The following is a 17,955-nucleotide window of genomic DNA, read 5'->3' on the forward strand; positions in this document are numbered from 1 at the left end:
GTAACGCGTCGCCCTTCACGGGTGGCCCCGCAAGCAGTCCAGAACCTGTACTTGTGGAGTTCCCCATGGCGGCAAACCCGCGTCCTGATTCGTCCGTTTCCTCTCCTTCGACCTGGGTCGGCGGCCTGCTGCCGCTGGGCGCGCTGGCCTGTGGCCTGGGCCTGCCCGGCTGGGCCGCGGCGCAGACCGAAGCCGCCGCCGAGGCGGTGGCGCTGCCCAAGATCACCGTCACTGCGCCGGCCCTGCCCGAGCAGGGCAAGGACAGCGTGCAGGCCGTGCGCACCCGCATCGGCCGCGGCGAGCAGGCGCTGCGCGACATCCCGCAGTCGGTCACGGTGGTGACCGAGCGGCTGATCGACGACCGCAACCTCGACACCTTCAAGGACACCCTCAAGAACACCGCCGGCATCACCTTCCTGGCCGCCGAGGGCGGCGAAGAGGACATCCGCCTGCGCGGCTTCTCGCTGCAGGCCACCGGCGACATCTTCATCGACGGCATGCGCGATCCGGCCTTCTACGACCGCGACTCGTTCAACTGGGACCGGCTCGAGCTGCTGCGCGGTTCGGCCTCGATGCTGTTCGGCCGCGGCTCGACCGGCGGCGCGGCCAACCAGGTCAGCAAGCAGCCCTTCCTGATGGACGGCCACGAGGTCAACCTCACGCTCGGCAGCCACCGGCACCGGCGCCTGACGGGCGACTTCAATATCAAGACCGGCGACGACGCGGCGCTGCGCATCAACGCGATGGCCACCCAGGCCGACAACAACGGCGCCGGCAGCGCCATCGACAAGCAGGGCATCGCCGGCACCTACCGCTGGGGCATCGGCACCAGCGACGAGTTCTCGCTCGGCCTGTTCCACCTGAACAATCAGAACGGCATCAACTACGGCCTGCCGTGGATCCGCCCGACCGCCAGCGCGCCGGCCAGCTCGGCCGGCATGATCACCACGCTGGATCCGAGCGCCTACTACGGCATGGCGAGCGACCAGAGCCACGGCAGCGCCAGCACCGCCACGCTGGCCCACACCCACCGCTTCGACGCCGATGCCTCGCTCAAGACCACAGTGCGGCGCGGTGCCTTCAAGCGGGACCAGCGCGCCAGCACGGTGCGCCTGTGCACGCAGACGACCAACGCCACCACCGGCGTGGTCACCAACCCGCAGTGCCCGACGACGCAGGTGGCGCTCGACACCCTGAGCGACGCCACGATCCTGACGCGCGGTGCGCAGCTGAAGATCCAGGACCTCGACACCCTGCACGCGCAGTCGGACCTCAGCGCGCGCTTCGATGCGCTGGGCCTGCGGCACGAGGTGCAGGCCGGCGCCGACTGGGCGCGCGAGGAGAAGATCGTCTACCGCGCCACCACGCCCACCGGCGTGAACCTGGCCAAGCCGACCACCACCATCGGCACGCCCGACGACGGCGCGTCGATCGACGAAGGCCAGCGCGTGCTGAGCAAGGCCAGCGGTTTCGTCAACCAGGCCTGGGGCGTCTACGCACAGGATCTGCTGACGGTGGCGCCGGGCTGGAAGCTGCTCGGCGGCCTGCGCTACGACCGGATGGACGGCCAGTTCGAGCAGATCGCCACCACCGGCGTGGTCACGCCCTACCGCCAACAGATCGGCGAGTTCAGCCAGCGCCTGGGCGCGCTGTGGCAGCCGAGCCCGACGCAGTCGTACCACGCCTCCTGGGGCAGCTCGTTCAACACCTCGGGCGACTCGTATTCGTACAACGCGCAGAGCGCCAACACCGACCCCGAGCAGAGCGTCAACATCGAGCTCGGCGCCAAGCTCGACAGCGACGACCGGCTGTTCTCGACCCGCGTGGCGCTGTTCCATTCGGTCAAGAAGAACGAGCGCAACACCGACCCGGACACCGCGGCGACCGCCTTGCTGCTCTCGGGCAAGCGTCACGCCAGCGGCGTCGACATCGACTTCACCGGCATGCTGACGCGCCAGTGGGAGGTCTACGTGTCGTACATGTGGATCCCGGATGCCCGCGTCGACGTCGCCGCGCCGACTGCCGCCACCTTCGGCAACCGCCAGGGCGATCGCCCGGGCCTGACGCCGCGCCACAGCGGCACGGTCTGGAACACCTTCCAGCTGAGCCCGAAATGGCGTGTCGGTGGCGGCCTGAACTTCCGCAGCGAGAGCACGCCGGCCGACCAGCAGGCCGCCAACGCGGTCACTTCGCCGGGTTACGTGACGGGTGACCTGATGGCCGAGTACGCCTTCGATCCGCAGCGTTTCATCGTCAAGGCCAACCTGAGCAACGTCACCAACAAGCTCTATGGCGAAGGCCTCTACCGCGGTCACTACATCCCGGGCGCCGGCCGGGTGCTGGCGGTGACGGGCACGCTGAAGTTCTGATCGTTTTTCCTGTTCCGAGAAAGACCTCCGCCATGCTGATTCATGTCCGTGACGTGCTGAGTGCTGCCGAGCTGCAGCAGACCCGCGAGCTGCTGTCCGACGCGCCCTGGGCCGACGGCGGCGTGACCGCGGGCGTGCAGTCGGCGCAGGTCAAGAACAACCAGCAGCTGCCGCAGGCGCACCCGGTGACGCAGGCGTTGCAGCAGCTGGTGATGGCGGGGCTGAACCGGCACCCGACCTTCTTCTCGGCGGCGCTGCCCAAGAAGGTGTTCCCGCCGCTGTTCAACCGCTACGGCGGCACGGCCAACGCGTTCGGCAACCATGTCGACAACGCCGTGCGTTTCATCACCAGCGGGCCGCACACCGGCCAGCGCGTGCGGACCGACGTCAGCTGCACGCTGTTCCTGGCCGAGCCCGAAACCTACGACGGCGGCGAGCTGGTGATCGAGGACACCTACGGCAGCCAGCGCGTCAAGCTCGCTGCCGGTGACCTGGTGCTCTACCCCGGCACCAGCGTGCACCGGGTCGAGCCGGTGACACGCGGCGCGCGGGTCGGCTGCTTCTTCTGGATCGAGAGCATGGTGCGCAGCGACGAGCAGCGCCGCCTGCTCCACGAGATGGACCAGCACCTGATGCACCTGCGCCGCACGGTCGGCGAAACCGATGCCGGCGTGATCGGCCTGACCGGCACGTATCACAACCTGCTGCGCCTGTGGGCCGACACCTGAGGCGCCGCGGCGGGGCCTCTGCCTTTCCATCTGCCGAATGCACATGAACGCTTCCACGATGACCGCATCCGCGTCCGACACGCTGGTCCCTGCCGTGCCGTGGCATGGCGCCGCACCGTCGCACGAGGTGCTGGGCCCGGGCGCCCGCCGCGTGCTGGTCGGCGCGATGCTGGGCGCGCACCTGCTGGCCGGCTGGGCGCTGCTGCAGGTGCCGGCGGTGCGCCAAGTGGCGGCCGAGCTGGCGCCGATCATGGTCGACCTGATCGCGCCGGTGCCGCAGGCGCCGCCCAAGCCGCCGCCGCCCGCACCGCGTCCGGTGCAGCCGCGCACGCCGCCACCCCCCGCGCCGCTGCTGGCGGCCACGCCGCCGCCGGTGCCGATGCCGGAGCCGGTCTTCACCGCACCCCCACCGCCCGAGCCGCCCGCCTTGCCGGCGCCCACCGCGCCGATCGCCCCGCCCGCACCGCCGCTGCAGACGCCGCAGGCCGCACCCGCCGCGGTGCCGGCCGCGCCGCGCAAGGTCGTGCTGACCGACACCGACTGGGTGCGACCGCCCGCCTACGCCTACCCGCGTGAAGCTGCCCGGCTGCGCGAGCAGGGCACGGTGGTGGTGCGCATCCGCTTCGACGTGCGCGGCCTGCCGAGCCGGGTCGAGCTGCTGCGCTCGTCGGGCTCGGCCCGGCTCGACGACGAGGTGCTCGCCAAGGCCCGCGCCGCGCGCGCCAAGCCGCGTCTGCAGGACGGCGTGCCGATCGAGTTCCTGGCCGATTCGGAAGCCGAATTCAAGTTCTGATCTTTCATCTGGAGTCTTTGCATGGAACCCGTTTCAACTTCTGCCGCCGTCGTGGCCCCCGTCGCCGAGGCGGTTCAAGCTGGTGTCGGATTTGGCCATTTCATCGCCCAGTCTGACGCCGTCGGCAAGACGCTGCTGGCCGTGCTGGTGCTGATGTCGGTCGCCTCCTGGGCGCTGATCCTGATCAAGGGCCTGACGCAGCTGATCCGCCAGCGCCGCAGCGGCCAGTTCCTGAACTTCTTCTGGAACGCGCGCTCGCTCGATGAAGTGAGCGCCGAGATCCAGACCCACGGCGCGCGCGATCCCTTCGGCCACCTGGCGGCGCACGCCATCCACGCCCAGGCCCACCACGCCCGCTACGGCGCAGCCAAGCTGCAGGAGGCCGGCACCTCGCAGGAGTTTGTCACCCGCACCATCAAGAAGGTGCTCGACGAAGAGACCACCCGGCTCGAAAACGGCCTGACCACGCTCGCCACCATCGGCGCCACCGCGCCGTTCGTCGGCCTGTTCGGCACCGTGTGGGGCGTCTACCACGCGCTGCTGGCGATCGGCATGAGCGGCGCGGGCACGCTCGACAAGGTGGCCGGCCCGGTCGGCGAGGCGCTGATCATGACCGGCATCGGCCTGGCCGTGGCGATCCCCGCGGTGATGGCCTACAACGCCATCAGCCGCAGCAACCGGGTGCTCAACGCCCGGCTCGACGCCTTCGCGTTCGAGCTGCTGACCTTCCTGTCGACCGGCTCGACGCTGGCCAGCGGCCAGGCCGTGCGCCCGGCCGAGGCCGCCGCCGACGTGCGCCCGCTGCGCGCCGCCCACACCTGATCGATCGACCTCCGATCATCCAATTCCCGGAGCACGACCATGGCCTTTGCCAGTTTTGAGCGCCAGCACAGCAGCGCGCCGATGTCCGAGATCAACATGGTGCCGTTGATCGACGTGATGCTGGTGCTGCTGGTGATCTTCATCGTCACCGCGCCGCTGCTCACGCACGCGGTCAAGCTCGAGCTGCCGCAGGCGAGCAGCCAGCCGGTCACGCCGGTGGCCGACAAGATCGAGATCGCCATCGACGCCCAGGGCCAGCGCCACTGGAACGGCGAGCCGCTGGGCCGCGAGCAGCTGGCGCAGCGCTTCATCGCCGCTGGCCAGGACGGCCGCCAGCCCGAGATCCACCTGCGCGCCGACCAGGACGCGGCCTATCGCCACGTGGCCCAGACGCTGGCCGATGCGTCGGTGGCGGGGCTCAAGAAGATCGGTTTCGTGAGCCAGCCCACGCCACCTTGAACGCGGGGTCGGCACCACTGCGGTTGGAGGTTCGAGATCGAAGTCACATGCTTGCCCTCGGTATAGTGCGCGGCCGCAGGCCTTCGGGCCGGCACTGACACACACGGCAGCGCGGGCTGCCACGAGGCTCGGATGGATCGCGTTGGGAAGTATCGGCAGATCACCGCCTGTGGTGCGCACCGGCGGCGCGGCCCTGCCCGCGCGTCGAGGCCCGCATGAAGGCCTTGCTGGTCGATGACCACTCGCTGTTCCGCGAGGGCCTGACGATGCTGATGGCGCAGCGTTTCCCGGCGGTCGAGCTGTTCGACGTGGGCGACCTGAACGACGCCGAGGCGGTGCTCGGCACCGAGCCCGGCATCGAGCTGATCCTGCTCGACCTCGGCCTGCCCGACAGCCAGGGGCTCGACAGCCTGCAACGCCTGCGCAGCGTGGTGCCCGAGGTGCCGATCGTCGTGATGTCGGCCGACGAGCGGCCCGAGACGATCCTGGCCGCGATCGACCAGGGCGCGGCCGGCTTCATCCCCAAGACCGCGCGCATCGGTGCGATCGAGAGCGCCCTGCGGGTGGTGCTCGACGGCGGCATCTTCCTGCCGCAGGGCATCTACCGCAGCATCGCGCCGCCGCTTGCCGACGGGCCGGAGGTGGATGAGGCGCAGGCGGCGCTGATGCAGTCGCTGGGCCTGACGCCGCGCCAGCTCGACGTGTTGCGGCTGATGGCGCTGGGCCAGTCGAACAAGCAGATCTCGCGTGCGCTCAGCGTGGCCGAGTCGACCATCAAGACCCACGTGGCGGTGGTGTTCCGCCGGCTCGACGTCACCTCGCGCAGCCAGGTCATGGTCGCCGCCGCACGCATGGGCCTGCGCTTCGAGCGCTGAGCGGCCGGGCGCGGCGCTGCATCGCCCGGTCCGGCGCGTCAGGGCGCGGCGCGGCGCACCTGCATGATGGCCGCCAGCAGGACTTCGGCGCGGAAGGGCTTGTGCAGCACCGTCACCCCGCTGTTGGCGAGCAGGGCCAGATCGGCCGGCGCGGTGTCGCCGGTGATCACCAGCGCCGGCACCGGGCCGGCATAGCTGTGCAGCGCTTCGATCACCTCGAGCCCGGTGGCGCCGATCAGGCGCTGGTCGGTGATCAGGAAATCGACGCCGCTGCGTCCGCGCGGATGGCGTGCCAGCCACTGCCGGAAACCGGTCAGGCTGGCGTGGCTCTCGACCTCGGCGCCCCAGGCCGCCAGCCGCGCGGCCAGCGCGGCGCGCACCTGGTCGTCGTCGTCGACCAGCGCCAGGCGCCAGTCCTGCAGCGGCCGGGCCGCCGACGGGGCGGCCCGCAACGCGCCGGGCCGGGCCTGCGCGGCATCCATGCCGAGGGCAAAGCAGGAGCCGCGGCCGGGCTGCGAGCGCAGGCTCAGCCGGTGGCCGAGCAGCTGCACCGCCCGCCGCACGATCGCCAGCCCCAGGCCGAGGCCGAGATTGCCCTCGGCGTTGCGCCGGCCGGCGCCTTGCACGAACTCGTCGAAGATGCGCTCCTGCTGGTCGGCGGCGATGCCGTGGCCGCTGTCCCAGACCTGCAGCACGACGCGGTCGCCGCGCTGCCGTGCGGCCACCAGCACGCCGCCGCGTTCGGTGTAGCGCACCGCGTTGCTGACCAGGTTGCGCACGATCTGCTCGAGCAGCACGCGGTCGCTGCGCACCGCCAGCCGGGTCGGGCGCAGGCGCAGCTTCAGGCCCTTCTGGTGCGCGGCTTCGTTGACGTGGGCGGCGATGGCGTCGAACAGCGTCTGCAGCTCGATCGATTCGAAGCGCGGCTGCACCGTGCCGGCCTCCAGCCGCGACAGGTCGAGCAGGCCCTTGAGCAGCGCCTCCATCGAGGCCACCGCATCGTTGACGCGGTCGATCATGCGGCGCTGCGCGGGCACCTGGATGTGCTCGCGCAGCAGGTCGATCAGGATGCCGATGGCGACCACCGGCTGGCGCAGGTCGTGGCTGGCGGCGGCCAGGAAACGGGTCTTGGTGAGGTTGGCCTGCTCGAGCGCGCGGGTGCGCTCGGCGACCCGCAACTCGAGGTCGGAGTTGAGCTGCTCGACCTGTTCGAGCGCGTTGACCATGCGCTGCATCAGCGTCCAGGCGAACACCGAGAACACCAGCGGCAGCATCAGCGGCATCCAGTAGCGCGACATCACCGACAGCTCGCCGCGCCAGCCGAGGTAGTCGTGCGCGGCGGTCACCACCAGCGTCAGCAGGGCGGTCAGCATCAGCAGCCGGGCGCGCGACTGCAGCCGCCGCGCGCTGATCGCCACCATCACCAGCGGCGGGATCACCGCGCCCAGCACCAGCGGGTAGGTGAAGGTGCGCAGGGTGTCGACCTCGCCCAGCGCCGCGGCCGGGATGCCCAGCAGCATCAGCGGCACGGCCAGGCCGATCAGCAGGCGGCGCCACCAGTGCCGGGCCCGATCGGCCAGGATCAGCGAGGCCATGCCCAGCAGCAGCGCGCTGAGGATCTGGCTGATGTACATGAAGGCATCGAAGACGATGCCCTGCTGGGCCGAATAGATCGTGAAGTAGGCGGTGCTGCGCAGCGAGATCAGCAGCCACACCAGGCCGAAGGTGCCGATCAGCACCTCGCTGCGCCGGCGCCACCACAGCAGCACCATGAACAGGCCCAGCGCGCTGCCGCCGCAGTTGAGCATCACCGGCAGCAGGAACTCGAGGCGCTGTTCGAGCAGGCTGTCGTCCCACAGCGGGCCGGCTGGTCCGATCCACACCGGCGACAGCCCCGCGCGGGTGCTGTAGCGCACCGAGATCTGCAACTCGTTATGGCCACTGCGCAGCATCTGCGGCGCCACCGGGATCCAGGTCGGCGTGGCGCGGCTGAGCGGCGGCTTGCCGGCCTCGGGGTCGATGCGCCCGCTCAGCAGCGCGCCGTTGAGGCGGATCTCGTGCTGGTCGGCCAGGCGGTCGATGCGCAGCGCCCACACTTGCTGCGGCACCACCGGCAGCTCGAAGACGATGCGGTAGATGCCCGCGCCACGGTTGGGCAGGCCGCGCTGGGCCCAGGTGTCGGGCAGTTCGACGGCCTGCTCGGGCGCGCCGGGGCGCGGGCTGAAGTGCGCCTGTGTCAGCGCCAGCGGCGGGTTGGCGACCGCCGCCGAGCCCAGCAGCAGGCCCATCAGGCCGATGAAAAAAGCCGCGCACCTGAGCAGGTGTCGCGGCCAGTCGAACGGGGCGGGCAGGGGTAGGCGGTGGGCGATCATGGGCGGCGCCGATGATCGCAGAGACCGCTGCGCAAACCCGTCCGGACGCCGGTGCGGATCCGGCGCGGTTCAGGGTCTGCGAGTGCGACCCGCCAGCGCCTTACTTGCTTTGGAGGTTGAGGATCCAGCCGACCAGCTGCTTGACCTCGGCCGGCTTGATCGCCACGGCATTGGGCGGCATCGCCAGGCCCGAGGCCTTGCCCTTCCAGTGGCTGTCGTAGGGGTTCGAGCCCTTCAGCACCACCTGGGTCAGGTTCGCGGCGGCGGTCTTGTCGCCCTTGTATTTGGCGGCGACGTCGCGCCAGGCCGGGCCGATCGGCGGCAGGCCTTCGGGGCCCTTGGCACCGGGGTCGACGTGGTGGCAGGTCATGCAGCCGCTGGTGCTGGCCAGCTTGAGCATGGCGTCGTCGGAGGGGGCGGCGGCACGGGCGGTGGTGCTCAGCGAGAGCGCGGCGAGCAGGCTGCAGGCGGCCAGGGTGGTGCGCGCAAGGGACGATGTCATCAAGGTTCTCCGGAGGTCAAAGTTCGTCAATGGCGGCAAGTTAAGCGCCGCAGCCATCCGGACCTTGCGCAAGATCAAGTCGCCCGGTTGTTTTGCCAGACTGGAGCAAACGCCGCGCCAGCCTGGCTCAGTGCTGTGACGAACTGGAACAGACTCCGATCAGGCGCTGCTGCGTGTCAGCAACATGGCGTCGCCATAGCTGAAGAAGCGGTAGCCGCGCGAAATCGCGTGCCGGTAGAGCGCGTGCATCGTGGCGTGGCCGGCAAAGGCGCTCACCAGCATCAGCAGCGTGCTCTTGGGCAGGTGGAAGTTGGTGACCAGCCGGTCGACCACCTGGAAGGCGAAGCCGGGCGTGATGAAGATGTCGGTCTCCTGCGCACCGGCGCGCAGCACGCCGCCGCGGGCAGCCGATTCGAGCGCGCGCAGCGTGGTGGTGCCCACCGCGACCACCTTGCCACCGGCCGCACGGGTGGCGGCGATCGCATCGACCGTGGCCTGCGGCACCTCGAACCACTCGCTGTGCATGCGGTGCTGGTCGAGCCGGTCCACCCGCACCGGCTGGAAGGTGCCGGCGCCCACGTGCAGCGTGACGCTGGCGCGCCGCACGCCGCGGGCTTCGAGCGCGGCCAGCAAGGCCTCGTCGAAATGCAGCGCCGCGGTCGGCGCCGCCACCGCGCCGGGGTGGCGGGCGAACACGGTCTGGTAGCGCCGCACGTCGTCGGCCTCGTCGGCATGCGTGATGTAGGGCGGCAGCGGCACGTGGCCGTAGCGTTCGAGCAGCGCGAACGCATCCGACGGGAAACGCAGGTGGAACAGCGAATCCTCCGGCCCGCAGCGGCCCAGCACGTCGGCGCTGAACTGCTCGCCCTGGTCGTTGCGGAACAGCACCGACTGGCCGGCACGCGGCGACTTGCTGGCGCGCAGATGGGCCCAGACTTCATGCCCGCCGCCCGCCGCGGCCGGTAGCACGCGCTCGACCAGCGCCTCGACCGCGCCGCCGCTGTCCTTGGCGCCGAACAGGCGGGCGCGGATCACCTGGGTGTCGTTGAAGACCAGCAGGTCGCCGGGATTCAGCAGGCCGGGCAGCTCGTGGAAGATGCGGTCGACCGGCTGAGCGGGCGCGCTGGCGTCGAGCAGGCGCGAGCCGCTGCGCTCGGGCGCCGGGTGCTGGGCGATCAGCTCGGGCGGCAGGTCGAAATCGAAATCGGCGACGGTGTAGGCGGTGTTCACGGGGGCGATCAGGCTTGCGGAGCGACGGATAGAGCGTCAGAATATAACAAACGTTATAACCTGGAGTCGTCCATGCATGCACTCAAGCTCACCCAGATCGGCAACTCGGTCGGCGTCATCCTGCCCAAGGAGGTGCTGGCGCGCTTGAAGCTGGAGAAGGGCGACACGGTCTACATCACCGACGGCCCCGATGGCATGCGCCTGACCCCGCACGATCCGGCCTTCGAGGCGCAGATGAAGGCGGCGCGCGAGATCATGAAGGAGCGCCGCGCCGTGCTCCATGAACTGGCCAAGTGAGCGGCCATGGACGCCGTGAACCAAACCTGGGTCTGGCTCGACGCGCAGGTGCTGCATGCGGTGCATGACGAGCAACTCGCCGAGCACGGCGGGGCGGGGGGGCTGCGCGATGCAGGGCTGTTCGATTCGGCACTTGCCCGCCCGCTGAATCTGACGGCCTACGGCCACCCCGACGCGGCCGATCTGGCTGCGGCCTACGGCTGGGGGCTGACACGCAACCACCCTTTCATCGACGGCAACAAGCGCACCGCCTTCGTCGCGGTGGAACTGTTCCTGGTGTTGAACGGCTACCAGCTGATGGCTGACGATGCCGCCTGCGTCTTGACGATGCTGAACCTGGCGGCTGGCGATCTGGACGAAGCCGCCTTCGCCGCCTGGCTGCGCCAGCACATCCAGCGCCGTGCCGGTTGAGATCGCCCCCGCCGAGCCGGCTGCCACGCCGGTTGCCGCGCCGCCGCCCAAGCCGCGCAGCGCGCCGCAACGCGCGATGGACAAGCTCGGCCTCGAGCGCGACATCGATCTGGCACTGCACCTGCCGCTGCGCTACGAGGACGAAACCCGCCTGACGCCGCTGGCCGCCGCGCGCGAGGGCGACCTGCTGCACGTCGAGGGCGTGGTGCGCGAGGCCCGCATCGAGCTGCGCCCGCGCCGCCAGTTCATCGTCAAGCTGGTCGAGGCCCTGGGCGACGCACCCGGCCGCATCGAGCTGATCCTGCGCTTCGTCAACTTCTACCCCTCGCACCAGAAGACCTTTGCGCCCGGCACGCGGCTGCGGGTGCGCGGCGAGTTGCGCGGCGGCTTTTTCGGCCGCGAGATCGTGCACCCGGTGTTCAAGACCGTCGAGCCCGGCGCGCCGCTGGCGCGCGAGCTGACCCCCGTCTACCCGACCAGCGCGCAGCTGCCGCAGGCCTATCTGCGCAAGGCGGTGGCGGCGGGGCTGTCGCGGGCGCGGCTCGACGAGATCCTGCCGCCGGACCTGCTGCCGGCCGGCCTGCCGCCGCTGCGCGAGTCGCTCTACCTGCTGCACCACCCGCCGGCCGACATCAGCCTGCATGCGATCCAGGAGCGCGAGCACCCGGCCTGGCAGCGCATCAAGTTCGAGGAGCTGCTCGCCCAGCAGCTCTCGCAGCTGCAGGCCCAGCGCGAGCGCGCCAAGCTGCGTGCGCCGATGCTGCGCGGCTCGGCCGGTGGCCTGCACGAAAAGCTGCTGGCGGCGCTGCCGTTCCAGCTGACCGGGGCGCAGCGGCGTGTCGCCGAGGAGATCGCCACCGACCTCGGCCGGCCGCAGCCGATGAACCGCCTGCTGCAAGGCGACGTCGGCTCGGGCAAGACGGTGGTGGCCGCGCTCGCCGCCGCGGTGGCGATGGACGCGGGCTGGCAGTGCGCGCTGATGGCGCCCACCGAGATCCTGGCCGAACAGCATTTCCGCAAGCTGATCCACTGGCTGGCGCCGCTGGGCATCGAGGTGGCGTGGCTGACCGGCAGCCGCAAGGGCAAGGGCCGCGCCGCGATGCTGGAGAAGGTGGCCAGCGGCGCCGCGCAGCTGGTGGTCGGCACGCACGCGGTGATCCAGGACGACGTGCATTTCGCCCGCCTCGGCCTGGCGGTGATCGACGAGCAGCACCGCTTCGGCGTGGCGCAGCGGCTCGACCTGCGCCGCAAGCTGGCGCTGCAGTCGCTCGAACCCCACCTCCTCATGATGAGCGCCACGCCGATCCCGCGCACGCTGGCGATGACCTACTTCGCCGACCTCGACGTGTCCACCATCGACGAGCTGCCGCCCGGGCGCACGCCGATCGTCACCCGGGTGTTTGCGGCCGACCGGCGCGAGCAGGTGATCGCGCGGGTGCGCGACGAGGTCGCCAAGGGCAGCCAGGTCTATTGGGTGGTGCCGTTGATCGAGGAGAGCGAGGCGCTCGACCTGCAGAACGCCACCGAGACCCACCAGCAGCTCGGCGCCGTGCTGCCCGGCACGCAGGTCGGCCTGCTGCACGGGCGTATGCCGCCGGCCGAGAAGGCCTCGGTGATGGCGCTGTTCTCGGGCGGCCAGATGAGCGTGCTGGTCGCCACCACCGTGATCGAGGTCGGTGTCGATGTGCCCAACGCCAGCGTGATGGTGATCGAGCACGCCGAGCGTTTCGGCCTGGCGCAGCTGCACCAGCTGCGCGGGCGGGTCGGGCGCGGTTCGGTGGCCAGCGTGTGCGTGCTGCTCTACACCGGGCCGCTGTCGCAGACCGGCCGCGATCGCCTGAAGGCGATGGCCGAGACCACCGACGGCTTCGAGATCGCCCGCCGCGACCTCGAGATCCGCGGCCCCGGCGAGTTCATGGGCGCGCGCCAGAGCGGCGACGCGCTGCTGCGGTTTGCCGATCTGGCGCAGGACGGCGAACTGCTGCAGTGCGCCCGCGAGATCGCGCCACGCCTGCTCGATCGGCACCCGGCTGCGGCGCAGGCGCAGATCCGGCGCTGGCTGGGCGGCAAGCTCGAATACCTGAAGGCCTGAGCGGAGCCGGGGTCAGCCCGACGGCGTGCCGCTGCGCCGTGCGAATCCGGGCTTGAGCCGGCGCCGGTGCTCGGCGCTCAGATACGGCCACAGCAGCGCCATCACCTGGCGCGTGCCGGCGTCGACGGCGGTGTCCTCGTTGTCGGGTTCGAGCGCGCGGCGCGGGTCGCGCACGTATTCGAAACACAGCCAGTAGGTCAGCAGCACGACGATCGAGGTGGCCAGCGCGTCGGCGTCGTCGCTGTCGAGCGGGGCGTCGTCGATCACGCACAGCCGGGCCACGCGCTCGCGCACCGCCGCCTGCTGCAAGGCCAGCGCGGCCTGGCAGCGGGTTTCGAGCTGGCGGTTGCGGGTCAGCAGGTCGTTGAGGTCGCGGAAGATGAAGCGGTAGGCCCAGGCCAGGTGCAGCATCGCCGGCACCAGCTGCCAGGAGCCTTCGGCGTCGCTGGCCGGGCCGGCCGCGTCCAGCGCCTGCGCGAGCGCCGTCTCGTAGCGGCTCATCAGCGCGTTGACCAGCTCCTCCTTGGCCGGGTAGTGGTAATAGAGGTTGCCCGGGCTGATGTTGAGTTCGGCCGAGATCAGCGTGGTCGACACGTTGGGCTCGCCGTAGCGGTTGAACAGCGCCAGCGTGTGGTCGAGGATGCGCTCGGCGGTGCGGCGCGGGGCCTTGCGTTCGGTGTTCAAGTCGGCCTCCTCGTCATGCAGGGTGTTTTCGGATCAATCTAGCACCCGCGGGTGTCGGCCTGGCAGCGGGTTTGCCAGCGCGAGCGCGCTTGCGGTCGACTGCATACAATCCTGCGCCGATGACTCCAGCGATTTCCTTCCAGCAGGTTCACAAGACCTTTGCCACCCCTCGCGGCGAACTGCGCGCCCTGACGGACGTGAGTTTCGACATCCGGCAAGGCGAGTTCTTCGGCCTGCTCGGCCCCAACGGCGCGGGCAAGACCACCCTGATCTCGATCCTGGCCGGCCTGGCGCGTGCCACCTCCGGCCGCGTCACGGTGATGGGCCACGAGGTGGTGAGCGATTACGCCGCGGCCCGCCAGTCGCTGGGCATCGTGCCGCAGGAGCTGGTGTTCGACCCCTTCTTCAGCGTGCGCGAATCGCTGCGCATCCAGAGCGGCTATTTCGGCGTCAAGCACAACGGCGCCTGGATCGACGAGCTGCTCGAAGGCCTGGGCCTGGCCGACAAGGCCGGCGCCAACATGCGCCAGCTGTCGGGCGGCATGAAACGCCGGGTGCTGGTGGCGCAGGCGCTGGTGCACCGCCCGCCGGTGATCGTGCTCGACGAGCCGACCGCGGGTGTGGACGTCGAGCTGCGTCAGACGCTGTGGCAGTTCATCGCCCGGCTCAACAAGCAGGGCTCGACCGTGCTGCTGACGACCCACTACCTCGAAGAAGCCGAGGCGCTGTGCGGCCGCATCGCGATGCTCAAGCAGGGCCGGGTGGTCGCGCTCGACCGCACCAGCAACCTGCTGGCCGGCACCGCCAGCACGATGCTGCGCTTCAAGACCGACGACACGCTGCCCGCCGACCTGCTCGGCCAGTCGCGCGTGACCGGCCGCATCGCCCAGATCAAGGCGCGTGACGCGATCGAGGTCGAGGCTGTGCTGGCCCGCCTGCGCGCCGCCGGCGTGCGGGTCGAGGATCTGGAAATCGGCCGCGCCGACCTCGAAGACGTGTTCCTCGAGATCATGAACGGCGCCGAGCCGCCGCACGTCACGCAGCCGCCTCGGGCCGCCGATCAGGCCGAGCCGACGCTGGCGGAGGTGGCACGATGAGCCGCGTCAGCCTGGCGGGTGCGCGCACCCTGTTCTACAAGGAAGTGCTGCGCTTCTGGAAGGTCAGCTTCCAGACCGTGGCCGCCCCGGTGCTGACCGCGGTGCTGTACCTGATGATCTTCGGCCACGTGCTCGAAGACCACGTCAAGGTCTACGACTCGGTCGGCTACACCGCCTTCCTGATCCCCGGCCTGGTGATGATGAGCGTGCTGCAGAACGCCTTCGCCAACAGCTCGTCGAGCCTGATCCAGAGCAAGATCACCGGCAACCTGGTGCTGCTGCTGGTCACGCCGCTGAGCCACCGGGCCTGGTTCCTGGCGTATGTCGGCGCCTCGATGGTGCGCGGGCTGGTGGTCGGCTCGGGCGTGCTGGCGGTGACGGTGTGGTTCGCGCCGCCCGGGCTGGCGCAGCCGCTGTGGGCGCTGGTGTTCGCGCTGCTGGGCGCGGCGCTGATGGGCAGCCTGGGCCTGATCGCCGGCCTGTGGGCCGAGAAGTTCGACCAGCTGGCCGGTTTCCAGAACTTCATCGTCATGCCCATGACCTTTCTGGCGGGTGTCTTCTATTCGATCCACTCGCTGCCCGCGGTCTGGCAGACGGTCAGCCACGTCAACCCGTTCTTCTACATGATCGACGGCTTCCGCTTCGGCTTCTTCGGCGTCAGCGACGTCTCGCCGTGGCTGAGCCTGGCGGTGGTGTCGGGCAGCCTGCTGGTGGTGAGCGCCGCCACGCTGCGCCTGCTGGCCAGCGGCTACAAGCTGCGGCACTGATCGGTACAATCTGCCAACTATGGCCGACCCTACCCCCGATCACGTTCAATCCCTCATCGCCGCCGGCCTTGCCTGCGAGCACCTGGCGGTCGAGGGCGACGGCCGGCATTTCTTTGCCACCATCGTCTCGTCGCGCTTCGAGGGCCTGAGCCGCATCCGCCGCCATCAGCAGGTCTACGCCGTGCTCGGCGAGCGCATGCGCGAAGAGATTCATGCGCTGTCGATGAAGACGCTGACGCCCGCCGAGTGGGCCGCCGAGTCGGCCTCTGCCGCCGCGCCCGCGCCCACGCACCACTGACGCTCCATCCGCTGCCCCCGGGGCTGGCGGCATGGGCGTGCGTCTGGCGCGTCTGTCTTGCCGGCTCGATTGAAGTTCAGCCGTCCCACACCGCCCACGCACACGCAACGGCACAACGCCCACGTCAGCCCATGGACAAACTCCTGATCCGCGGCGGCCGCCCCTTGATGGGTGAAGTCACCATCTCCGGCGCCAAGAACGCCGCCCTGCCCGAGCTCTGCGCCGCGCTGCTGTGCCCCGAGCCGCTGACGCTGGCCAACGTGCCGCGCCTGCAGGACGTCGGCACCACGCTCAAGGTGCTGCGCCACCTCGGCGTCGAGGCCGAACGCAGCGCCGTGCTGCCCGACCAGGTGCGCCTGGACGCCACCCGCATCACCACCCGCGAAGCGCCCTACGAGCTGGTCAAGACCATGCGCGCGTCGATCCTGGTGCTGGGCCCGCTGCTGGCGCGTTTCGGCGAGGCGCGGGTGTCGTTGCCCGGCGGCTGCGCGATCGGCTCTCGGCCGGTCGACCAGCACATCAAGGGCCTGCAGGCGATGGGTGCGCAGATCGTGGTCGAGCACGGCTACATCGTCGCGCGTGCCGAGCGCCTGAAGGGCGCGCGCATCACCACCGACATGGTCACCGTCACCGGCACCGAGAACCTGCTGATGGCCGCCACCCTGGCCGATGGCGAGACGGTGCTCGAAAACGCCGCCCAGGAGCCCGAGATCACCGACCTGGCCGAGCTGCTGATCGCGATGGGCGCGCAGATCGAAGGGCAGGGCACGCACCGCATCCGCATCCAGGGCGTCGAGCGCCTGCATGCGCCGGCCGTGCCGCACCAGATCATCCCCGACCGCATCGAGACCGGCACCTTCCTGTGCGCGGTGGCCGCCACCGGCGGTGACGTGACGCTGCGCCGCACCCGCGCCGACCACCTCGACGCCGTGCTCGACAAGCTGCGAGAAGCCTGCACCGAGCTCGAATGCGGCGCCGACTGGATCCGCGTGCGCGCTGCCGGCCGGCCCAAGGGCGTGAACCTGCGAACCAGCGAGTACCCGGCCTTTCCGACCGACATGCAGGCGCAGTTCATGGCGCTCAACTGCATCGCGCAAGGCACCTCGCGGGTGATCGAGACCATCTTCGAGAACCGCTTCATGCACGTCAACGAGCTGGTGCGCCTGGGCGCGCACATCGCCGTCGACGGCCACACGGCGATCGTCGAAGGCATCGCCCGGCTGTCGGGCGCCACCGTGATGGCGACCGACCTGCGCGCCTCGGCCAGCCTGGTGATCGCCGGCCTGGTGGCCGAGGGCGAAACCACCGTCGAGCGCATCTACCACCTCGACCGCGGCTACGACCAGATGGAAACCAAGCTGCGCGGCATCGGCGCCGACATCGAACGAATCAAATGACACCCCCAAGCTCACTTCGTTCGCGTTCCCCCGAGGGGGAGCGCAAGGCCCTCCGGGCGGCCGGGCGGGCCTTGCCATGACCCAGATGATCACACTCGCACTTTCCAAAGGCCGCATCTTCGAAGAGACGCTGCCGTTGCTGGCCGCGGCCGGCATCGAGGTCACCGAAGATCCCGAGAAGAGCCGCAAGCTGATCCTGCCGACCAACCGTGCCGACATGCAGGTGGTGATGGTGCGCGCCACCGACGTGCCGACCTACGTGCAGTACGGCGGCGCCGATCTGGGCGTGGCGGGCAAGGACATCCTGATCGAGCACGGCGGCGAAGGCCTCTACCAGCCGATCGACCTGCGAATCGCCCGCTGCCGCATGAGCGTGGCCACGCGCGCCGACTTCGACTACGACAGCGCCGTCAAGAAGGGCTCGCGCATCCGTGTGGCCACCAAGTACACGGCCATCGCGCGCCAGCATTTCGCCGACAAGGGCGTGCACGTCGACCTGATCAAGCTCTACGGCTCGATGGAGCTGGCGCCGCTGACCGGCCTGGCCGATGCGATCGTCGACCTGGTGTCGACCGGCAGCACGCTCAAGGCCAATCACCTGCGCGAGGTCGAGCCTTTCATGGAGATCTCGTCGCGCCTGGTCGTCAACCAGGCCGCCCTCAAGCTCAAGCGCGAACGCCTGCGCCCGCTGATCGACGCCATCGCGGCGGCGGTTGCGGCACGCGGCTGAAGCCCTTTTCAAGCAGTTTCCACAGCAGTTCA

Annotated in this window: 18 protein-coding genes; 14 read left to right on the forward strand and 4 right to left on the reverse strand. The window is 70.2% G+C overall.

Annotation, left to right across the window (positions count from 1 at the left end; translation table 11 throughout):
- Positions 1 to 65: 65 nt before the first annotated feature.
- From LCHO_RS07820 to LCHO_RS07845, 6 genes are all read left to right on the forward strand, one after another.
- A complete protein-coding gene (locus LCHO_RS07820; RefSeq protein ID WP_012346597.1) occupies positions 66 to 2,369 on the forward strand; it encodes a TonB-dependent receptor in 2,304 nt (767 codons plus the stop codon).
- Between the two features lie 32 nt (positions 2,370 to 2,401).
- Complete coding sequence (locus tag LCHO_RS07825) at positions 2,402 to 3,097, forward strand: Fe2+-dependent dioxygenase (RefSeq protein WP_012346598.1); 696 nt, start codon at positions 2,402 to 2,404, stop codon at positions 3,095 to 3,097.
- Between the two features lie 58 nt (positions 3,098 to 3,155).
- Positions 3,156 to 3,890 carry an energy transducer TonB gene (locus tag LCHO_RS07830; RefSeq protein ID WP_050757315.1) on the forward strand — a complete coding sequence of 245 codons (735 nt, stop codon included), beginning with the start codon at positions 3,156 to 3,158 and terminating at the stop codon, positions 3,888 to 3,890.
- A 21-nt stretch (positions 3,891 to 3,911) separates the two neighbouring features.
- A complete protein-coding gene (locus LCHO_RS07835; protein ID WP_012346600.1) occupies positions 3,912 to 4,712 on the forward strand; it encodes a MotA/TolQ/ExbB proton channel family protein in 801 nt (266 codons plus the stop codon).
- 39 nt (positions 4,713 to 4,751) lie between these two features.
- A complete protein-coding gene (locus tag LCHO_RS07840; protein ID WP_012346601.1) occupies positions 4,752 to 5,171 on the forward strand; it encodes an ExbD/TolR family protein in 420 nt (139 codons plus the stop codon).
- A 215-nt stretch (positions 5,172 to 5,386) separates the two neighbouring features.
- Positions 5,387 to 6,046: a response regulator gene (locus LCHO_RS07845; protein WP_012346602.1), complete on the forward strand. Its 660-nt coding sequence runs from the start codon at positions 5,387 to 5,389 to the stop codon at positions 6,044 to 6,046.
- 38 nt (positions 6,047 to 6,084) lie between these two features.
- Here the strand turns inward: LCHO_RS07845 and LCHO_RS22050 are convergent, their stop codons facing one another.
- From LCHO_RS22050 to queA, 3 genes are all read right to left on the reverse strand, one after another.
- Positions 6,085 to 8,418 (reverse strand): ATP-binding response regulator, encoded by a 2,334-nt coding sequence (locus LCHO_RS22050; RefSeq protein ID WP_012346603.1) that lies wholly within the window; start codon positions 8,416 to 8,418, stop codon positions 6,085 to 6,087.
- 100 nt (positions 8,419 to 8,518) lie between these two features.
- On the reverse strand, positions 8,519 to 8,920 hold the full coding sequence (locus tag LCHO_RS07855) for a c-type cytochrome (protein WP_012346604.1): 402 nt from the start codon (positions 8,918 to 8,920) through the stop codon (positions 8,519 to 8,521).
- 159 nt (positions 8,921 to 9,079) lie between these two features.
- Positions 9,080 to 10,150, reverse strand: a complete 1,071-nt coding sequence (gene queA / locus LCHO_RS07860; RefSeq protein ID WP_012346605.1) for a tRNA preQ1(34) S-adenosylmethionine ribosyltransferase-isomerase QueA — start codon at positions 10,148 to 10,150, stop codon at positions 9,080 to 9,082.
- A gap of 72 nt (positions 10,151 to 10,222) precedes the next feature.
- On the opposite strand from queA, the gene LCHO_RS07865 reads away from it, so the two are divergent.
- Genes LCHO_RS07865 through recG form a run of 3 tightly spaced genes read left to right on the forward strand, consistent with a single transcriptional unit; the run spans position 10,223 to position 12,950 of the window.
- Positions 10,223 to 10,447 carry an AbrB/MazE/SpoVT family DNA-binding domain-containing protein gene (locus LCHO_RS07865; RefSeq protein ID WP_012346606.1) on the forward strand — a complete coding sequence of 75 codons (225 nt, stop codon included), beginning with the start codon at positions 10,223 to 10,225 and terminating at the stop codon, positions 10,445 to 10,447.
- Between the two features lie 6 nt (positions 10,448 to 10,453).
- Complete coding sequence (locus LCHO_RS07870; RefSeq protein ID WP_012346607.1) at positions 10,454 to 10,858, forward strand: type II toxin-antitoxin system death-on-curing family toxin; 405 nt, start codon at positions 10,454 to 10,456, stop codon at positions 10,856 to 10,858.
- Positions 10,848 to 12,950 (forward strand): ATP-dependent DNA helicase RecG, encoded by a 2,103-nt coding sequence (gene recG / locus LCHO_RS07875; protein WP_083772698.1) that lies wholly within the window; start codon positions 10,848 to 10,850, stop codon positions 12,948 to 12,950. The genes LCHO_RS07870 and recG overlap by 11 nt, the downstream gene beginning before the upstream one ends.
- Before the next feature lie 12 nt (positions 12,951 to 12,962).
- Here recG and LCHO_RS07880 read toward each other — a convergent pair whose 3' ends face one another.
- Positions 12,963 to 13,634 carry a TetR/AcrR family transcriptional regulator gene (locus LCHO_RS07880; RefSeq protein WP_012346609.1) on the reverse strand — a complete coding sequence of 224 codons (672 nt, stop codon included), beginning with the start codon at positions 13,632 to 13,634 and terminating at the stop codon, positions 12,963 to 12,965.
- A 119-nt stretch (positions 13,635 to 13,753) separates the two neighbouring features.
- Here LCHO_RS07880 and LCHO_RS07885 point away from each other — a divergent pair, with 119 nt between their 5' ends.
- The 5 genes from LCHO_RS07885 (at position 13,754) to hisG (ending at position 17,923) form a co-directional block, all read left to right on the forward strand.
- Entirely contained in the window at positions 13,754 to 14,731 is a 978-nt protein-coding gene (locus LCHO_RS07885) for an ABC transporter ATP-binding protein (protein WP_012346610.1), read from the forward strand.
- The gene (locus LCHO_RS07890) at positions 14,728 to 15,498 is read left to right on the forward strand and encodes an ABC transporter permease (protein ID WP_012346611.1); all 771 of its coding nucleotides are present in this window, start codon (positions 14,728 to 14,730) and stop codon (positions 15,496 to 15,498) included. The genes LCHO_RS07885 and LCHO_RS07890 overlap by 4 nt, the downstream gene beginning before the upstream one ends.
- Before the next feature lie 19 nt (positions 15,499 to 15,517).
- Complete coding sequence (locus tag LCHO_RS07895) at positions 15,518 to 15,796, forward strand: BolA family protein (protein ID WP_012346612.1); 279 nt, start codon at positions 15,518 to 15,520, stop codon at positions 15,794 to 15,796.
- Positions 15,797 to 15,927: 131 nt separating this feature from the next.
- Positions 15,928 to 17,193, forward strand: coding sequence for a UDP-N-acetylglucosamine 1-carboxyvinyltransferase (gene murA, locus LCHO_RS07900; RefSeq protein ID WP_012346613.1), 1,266 nt, complete (start codon positions 15,928 to 15,930; stop codon positions 17,191 to 17,193).
- 85 nt (positions 17,194 to 17,278) lie between these two features.
- Positions 17,279 to 17,923, forward strand: coding sequence for an ATP phosphoribosyltransferase (hisG, locus tag LCHO_RS07905; RefSeq protein ID WP_012346614.1), 645 nt, complete (start codon positions 17,279 to 17,281; stop codon positions 17,921 to 17,923).
- The last annotated feature ends 32 nt before the right edge of the window (positions 17,924 to 17,955 follow it).

It is taken from the genome of Leptothrix cholodnii SP-6 (genome assembly GCF_000019785.1).
GTDB lineage: Bacteria > Pseudomonadota > Gammaproteobacteria > Burkholderiales > Burkholderiaceae_C > Sphaerotilus > Sphaerotilus cholodnii.